We start from the raw sequence: 4,794 nt of genomic DNA, 5'->3' as shown, positions 1-4,794 counted from the left end.
GGTCGAGATTTCGCCGGGCGCTGCGACCGATCCTGACGTAACTGCGCGAGTCAAAACCCTGCTCGAAGGCATCGGCAAGGTGCCGGTGGTATGCGCCGCCACGCCCGGCTTCATCGTGCCGCGGATCCAGGCGCTGGCCATGAACGAAGCGGCGCGGATGGTGGAGGAAGGCGTCGCCACTGCGGAGGATATCGACAAGGCGATCCGCTACGGTTTCGGGTTCCGCTACGCCGTGCTCGGGCTTCTGGAATTCATCGACTGGGGCGGCGGCGACATTCTCTATTACGCCAGCCGCTATCTCGAGGGCGCGCTCGGCAGCGACCGCTATCGCGCGCCCGACGTGATCGCCCGCAACATGCGCGAGGGCCGCATCGGCCTGCGCACCGGCGCGGGCTTCCTCGACTACACCGGCCTCGACATCGAGGCCTATCGCGAGCAGCGCCTCGGCGCGCTGGTCGAGCTGCTGCGGCATTTCGGCCTGGCCCGGCCGCCGGTGCTGGAGCGGGACTAGGCGAGCGTCTCCGACGTTCTGATCATATCGAAGCTTGCGATGCCCCGCCTAGGCGAAGCGAAGCTTCGTCCGGGTGCGGGAGAGGGAGCGAGAGGCCAACGCTCGTGGCCTGAAATGATAGGTTTCATGGAATCGATCCACTAGATGTTTGCATGTTCGGTCGGACTCTAGGACCAGAGAATGTCGCGCTTGACACTTCTGCTTTGCCAGTTGCTCGTCGCCATCGTCGTGCTGGGGCTGTGGCAGCTCTTGGCCACCGTGCCGATCTTCGGGCGCGTGCTGCTGCCGCCGTTCTTCTTTTCCAACCCCATCGATGTCGGCAGCCAGATCGTCGACTGGTTTGCAAGCGGCGTGATCTGGAAACACCTGCTGATCACGCTATGGGAATCGATTCTCGCTTTTGCGATCGGTTCGCTCGCTGGCGTCATGGTCGGCTTCTGGTTCGCGCGAAAGCCGCTGGTCGCGGCGGTGTTCGACCCCTATGTGAAAATGGCCAACGCCCTGCCGCGGGTCGTGCTGGCGCCGATTTTCACGCTGTGGCTGGGCTTGGGCATCTGGTCGAAGGTCGCGCTCGGCGTCACGCTGGTGTTCTTCATCGTGTTCTTCAACGTCTATCAGGGCGTCAGGGAAGTGAGCCGCACGGTGTTGGCCAATGGCCGCATGCTTGGCATGAGCGAACGGCAGCTGGTGCGGCACGTGTACTGGCCCTCGGCGCTGTCCTGGATGTTCTCTTCGCTGCATACCTCGGTCGGCTTCGCCGTGGTCGGTGCCGTGGTCGGCGAATATCTCGGCTCCGCGGCCGGGCTCGGCTATCTGATCCAGCAGGCCGAGGGCGTGTTCGATGTCGCCGGCGTCTTTGCCGGAATGCTGGTGCTGTCGGCCTTCGTCATCCTGATCGACTGGGGGGTGACCTTTGTCGAGCGGCGCCTCCTGGTCTGGCGGCCGCAGGCGCATGAGGGGCATTAGCAGCTAGACCATGAGGCCCCACGACCGCCTTCTCAAGCGGCGCGCGCTGCTCTACGGTAACGCCATCAAGGCACGGAGGAAATCATGAGGACTGTTCTTGGCAGGTTTGCCGGCGCGCTGCTGGCATTGCTGCTGACCTCCGGCCTTGCGGTCGCACAAAGCAAGATCACGATCGCGGTCGGAGGCGGCGACTGCCTGTGCTATCTGCCGACCGTGCTGGCCGAGCGGCTCGGTGAATACGAGAAGGCCGGCCTTGCGGTCGAACTGGTCAATCTGAAGGGCGGTTCCGACGCGCTCAGGGCGGTGCTCGGCGGCAGCGCCGACGTGGTTTCCGGCTATTTTGATCATTGCGTCAATCTCGCCGCCAAGAAGCAGGCGCTGACGGCTTTTGTCGTCTATGACCGCTACCCGGGCCTGGTTCTGGTGGTGTCGCCCGCGCACACCGGCGAAATCAAGTCGATTGCGGATCTGGCCGGCAAGAAAGTCGGCGTCAGCGCGCCGGGCTCCTCGACCGATTTCTTTCTCAAATATCTCCTGAAGAAAAACGGTCTCGACCCCGCGGGCACGTCGGTGATCGGGGTCGGTCTTGGCGCGACCGCGGTGGCGGCGATGGAACAGGGCCAGATCGACGCCGCCGTGATGCTCGATCCCTCGGTCACGGTGCTTCAGGGCGGCCATCCCGACCTGCGCATCCTCTCAGATACCCGCACCCAAAGGGACACGCTTGCAGTGTTCGGTGGCGAGTATCCGGGTGGCGCGCTCTACAGCGCCACGGCGTGGGTCACCTCGCACGAGAAAGAAGCGCAGGCGCTGACCGGCGCGATCCTGAACACGCTGAGCTGGATCCACGCGCATTCGCCGGAGGAGATCATGGCGAAAATGCCCGCCGAAATCGTCGGCAAGAACAAGGAACTCTATCTCGCGGCGCTCAAGAACACGATCCCGATGTATTCGGAAAGCGGCAGGATGGACCCCAAGGGGGCGGACGCGGTGCTGGCGGTGTTCAGCGAGAGTTCGCCCGAGGTCGCCAAGGCAAATATCGACGTCAGCAAGACCTTCACCAACAAATATGTCGACCAGGCCCGCAAGACGACGGGGATGGATGCGAAATAGAGCGGCATGACGCAGACCGCCATCCACCGCGTGACGACGCTCGACCTGCCCGTGCAGCCCCGGCCGTGGTCGTTCGCCGTTGAGCGGCGCGCCGGCATCGATGCGCATTTTGCCGTCAAGCAGGGCGAGAGGCCGATCTGGAATGGCCGCGTGCTGCTGGCGCGCGACCCGGTCTTTGCCGCCGAGCACTTCAGCGCCAGTTATTTCGAGGCTGATTTTGCCAGCATGCTGGCGTGGCGCGACTGGGGCTTTCCGGACCAAGAAGTGTTCAACGGCTTCGGCATGGGTGCGCTGCGGGGCTCTGACGGCGCGTTCGTGCTGGGTGAAATGGGCCAGCACACGTCGAACGCCGGACGCATCTATTTTCCGTCGGGAACGCCCGACCTCGACGACATCAGGGATGGCGCCGTCGATATTGCCGGAAGCGTCGAGCGCGAGGTCGAGGAGGAAACCGGCCTGACATCGAAGGATTACCGCGCCGGCGCGCACTGGGATTGCGTGGTATCAGGGGTTTCGATTGCGATGATCCGGATTTTGGCTTCCGATCTGACCGGCGCGGCGCTGCGTGCCGGAATCGAAGCCAATCTGGCCCGGCAGCAGCAGCCGGAACTTTCTGCGATCCATCTGGTTCGCGATATCGGCGATCTTACCACGGCAATGCCGCGTTTTGTCACCGCGTTCTTGGAGAAGCAGTTTGCAAGATAACGCGCCGTAGTCCGGATCAGCCATCGGCCGGCGCAAAGCCGGCCGATGGCGATATCCGGGAGCGGCATCGGGTTTCATCCCCGGATATCGCTTCACTGATCCGGGCCACGATCAAGCCGCAGAACCGGAGTGTTGATCCGACATGAGCAAGAAATCCTCGCCATCGCTCGCCGCCGAACTAAAACCCTTTGTCGCGCCGTTCCGCTTCGACGGATCGGGCGCATTCCATCTGAGGTCGCACAAGACCAACGAGAAGGGCGGTCTGGACAAGGACAAGGCCGAAAAGATCCTCGACGCCAACCGCAAGCGGCTGAACGATTTTCAGGAGCGGCTCTACGCGCAGGATCGCTGGTCGCTGCTCCTGATCTTTCAGGGCATCGATGCGGCCGGCAAGGACAGCGCCATCAAGGCCATCTTCGATGGCGTCAATCCGCAGGGCTGCGAGGTCACTTCGTTCAAGCAGCCGACCACCCATGAACTTCATCATGATTTCATGTGGCGCACCATGATCGCGCTGCCGGAGCGCGGCCGCATCGGCATCTTCAATCGCTCTTATTATGAGGAATGCCTGATAACCCGGGTGCATCCGGACCTGCTCAAGGAAGAGAAGATTCCGCCCCGGCTGGTTTCGAGAAATATCTGGCGCGAGCGGTTCGAGGATATTACCGCGATCGAGCGCTATCTCTCGCGCAACGGCACGGTGATCCTGAAATTCTTCCTCAATGTTTCCAAGGAGGAGCAGCGCAAGCGCTTTCTCGAACGGCTGGATGTACCGTCGAAGAACTGGAAATTTTCGATGGCCGACATCAGCGAGCGCGCGCTGTGGCCGCGCTACATGGCGGTGTATCAGGACATCGTCAGGCATACCTCGACCGCGTTCGCGCCTTGGCATGTGGTGCCGGCCGATCACAAATGGTTCGCGCGGGTGGTGATCGGCTCGGCGATCGTCAGCGCGCTGGCGGCGCTCAATCTGCACTTCCCGCGCGCCGACAAGGCCTCGCTCGCGGAATTCGACGCGGTGCGCAAGGCGCTGGAGAATGAGGGCAAGGGCGGCGGCAAAAAGAAGGCGGCGAAATCGTAGGGTCCGTCCTGAAAATCATTCGACCAGCGTCGGTTCCGTCGATATCGGACATGAAACGGAATTGGCGATGAAGCACATCGTGTGGGCCTCATGGTGCAGCGAGATGGCCTTCGCCTTGTCCGATCCGGCGGCGACTTTGACTTTGGGGTGCAGAACCACGCTCGTGAAGCGGCCGCTGCCGTCGGCTTCCTCGATCATGGTTCCGACCGGGTCGTCGCGATACGCGAGCACAACCACGCCGGCTGTTGCGCACAGGTGAAGATACCAAAGCTTGTGACAGGTCGAAACCGAGACAACGAACAGGTCCTCGGGGCTCCATTTGGTCTTGTCGCCACGGAAGCAGGCATCCGATGATCCCTGAATATCGGTCTTGCCGGGCGCGCTGATCACATGCGCCCGTTCGTAGGCACGATAGTCC

6 protein-coding genes are annotated in these 4,794 nt (G+C 62.6%); 5 read left to right on the top strand and 1 reads right to left on the bottom strand.

The genetic code is table 11. From position 1 onward, the window contains the following. From ABSG20_RS30150 to ABSG20_RS30130, 5 genes are all read left to right on the top strand, one after another. A partial coding sequence (locus tag ABSG20_RS30150) for a 3-hydroxyacyl-CoA dehydrogenase family protein (protein WP_423868112.1) occupies positions 1 to 511 on the top strand: 511 nt, incomplete at its 5' end. A 180-nt stretch (positions 512 to 691) separates the two neighbouring features. Beyond that, entirely contained in the window at positions 692 to 1,477 is a 786-nt protein-coding gene (locus ABSG20_RS30145; protein ID WP_423868111.1) for an ABC transporter permease, read from the top strand. An 84-nt stretch (positions 1,478 to 1,561) separates the two neighbouring features. Then, a complete protein-coding gene (locus ABSG20_RS30140) occupies positions 1,562 to 2,590 on the top strand; it encodes an ABC transporter substrate-binding protein (protein WP_423868110.1) in 1,029 nt (342 codons plus the stop codon). A gap of 6 nt (positions 2,591 to 2,596) precedes the next feature. Beyond that, complete coding sequence (locus tag ABSG20_RS30135) at positions 2,597 to 3,295, top strand: NUDIX hydrolase (RefSeq protein ID WP_423868109.1); 699 nt, start codon at positions 2,597 to 2,599, stop codon at positions 3,293 to 3,295. A gap of 142 nt (positions 3,296 to 3,437) precedes the next feature. Then, positions 3,438 to 4,376 (top strand): polyphosphate kinase 2 family protein, encoded by a 939-nt coding sequence (locus ABSG20_RS30130; protein WP_423868108.1) that lies wholly within the window; start codon positions 3,438 to 3,440, stop codon positions 4,374 to 4,376. A 15-nt stretch (positions 4,377 to 4,391) separates the two neighbouring features. Here the strand turns inward: ABSG20_RS30130 and ABSG20_RS30125 are convergent. Beyond that, a partial coding sequence (locus ABSG20_RS30125) for an OsmC family protein (RefSeq protein WP_423868107.1) occupies positions 4,392 to 4,794 on the bottom strand: 403 nt, incomplete at its 5' end.

The organism is Bradyrhizobium sp. (assembly GCF_049512235.1).
Lineage (GTDB): Bacteria > Pseudomonadota > Alphaproteobacteria > Rhizobiales > Xanthobacteraceae > Bradyrhizobium.
This window is presented reverse-complemented; position numbering and strand designations above follow the sequence as displayed.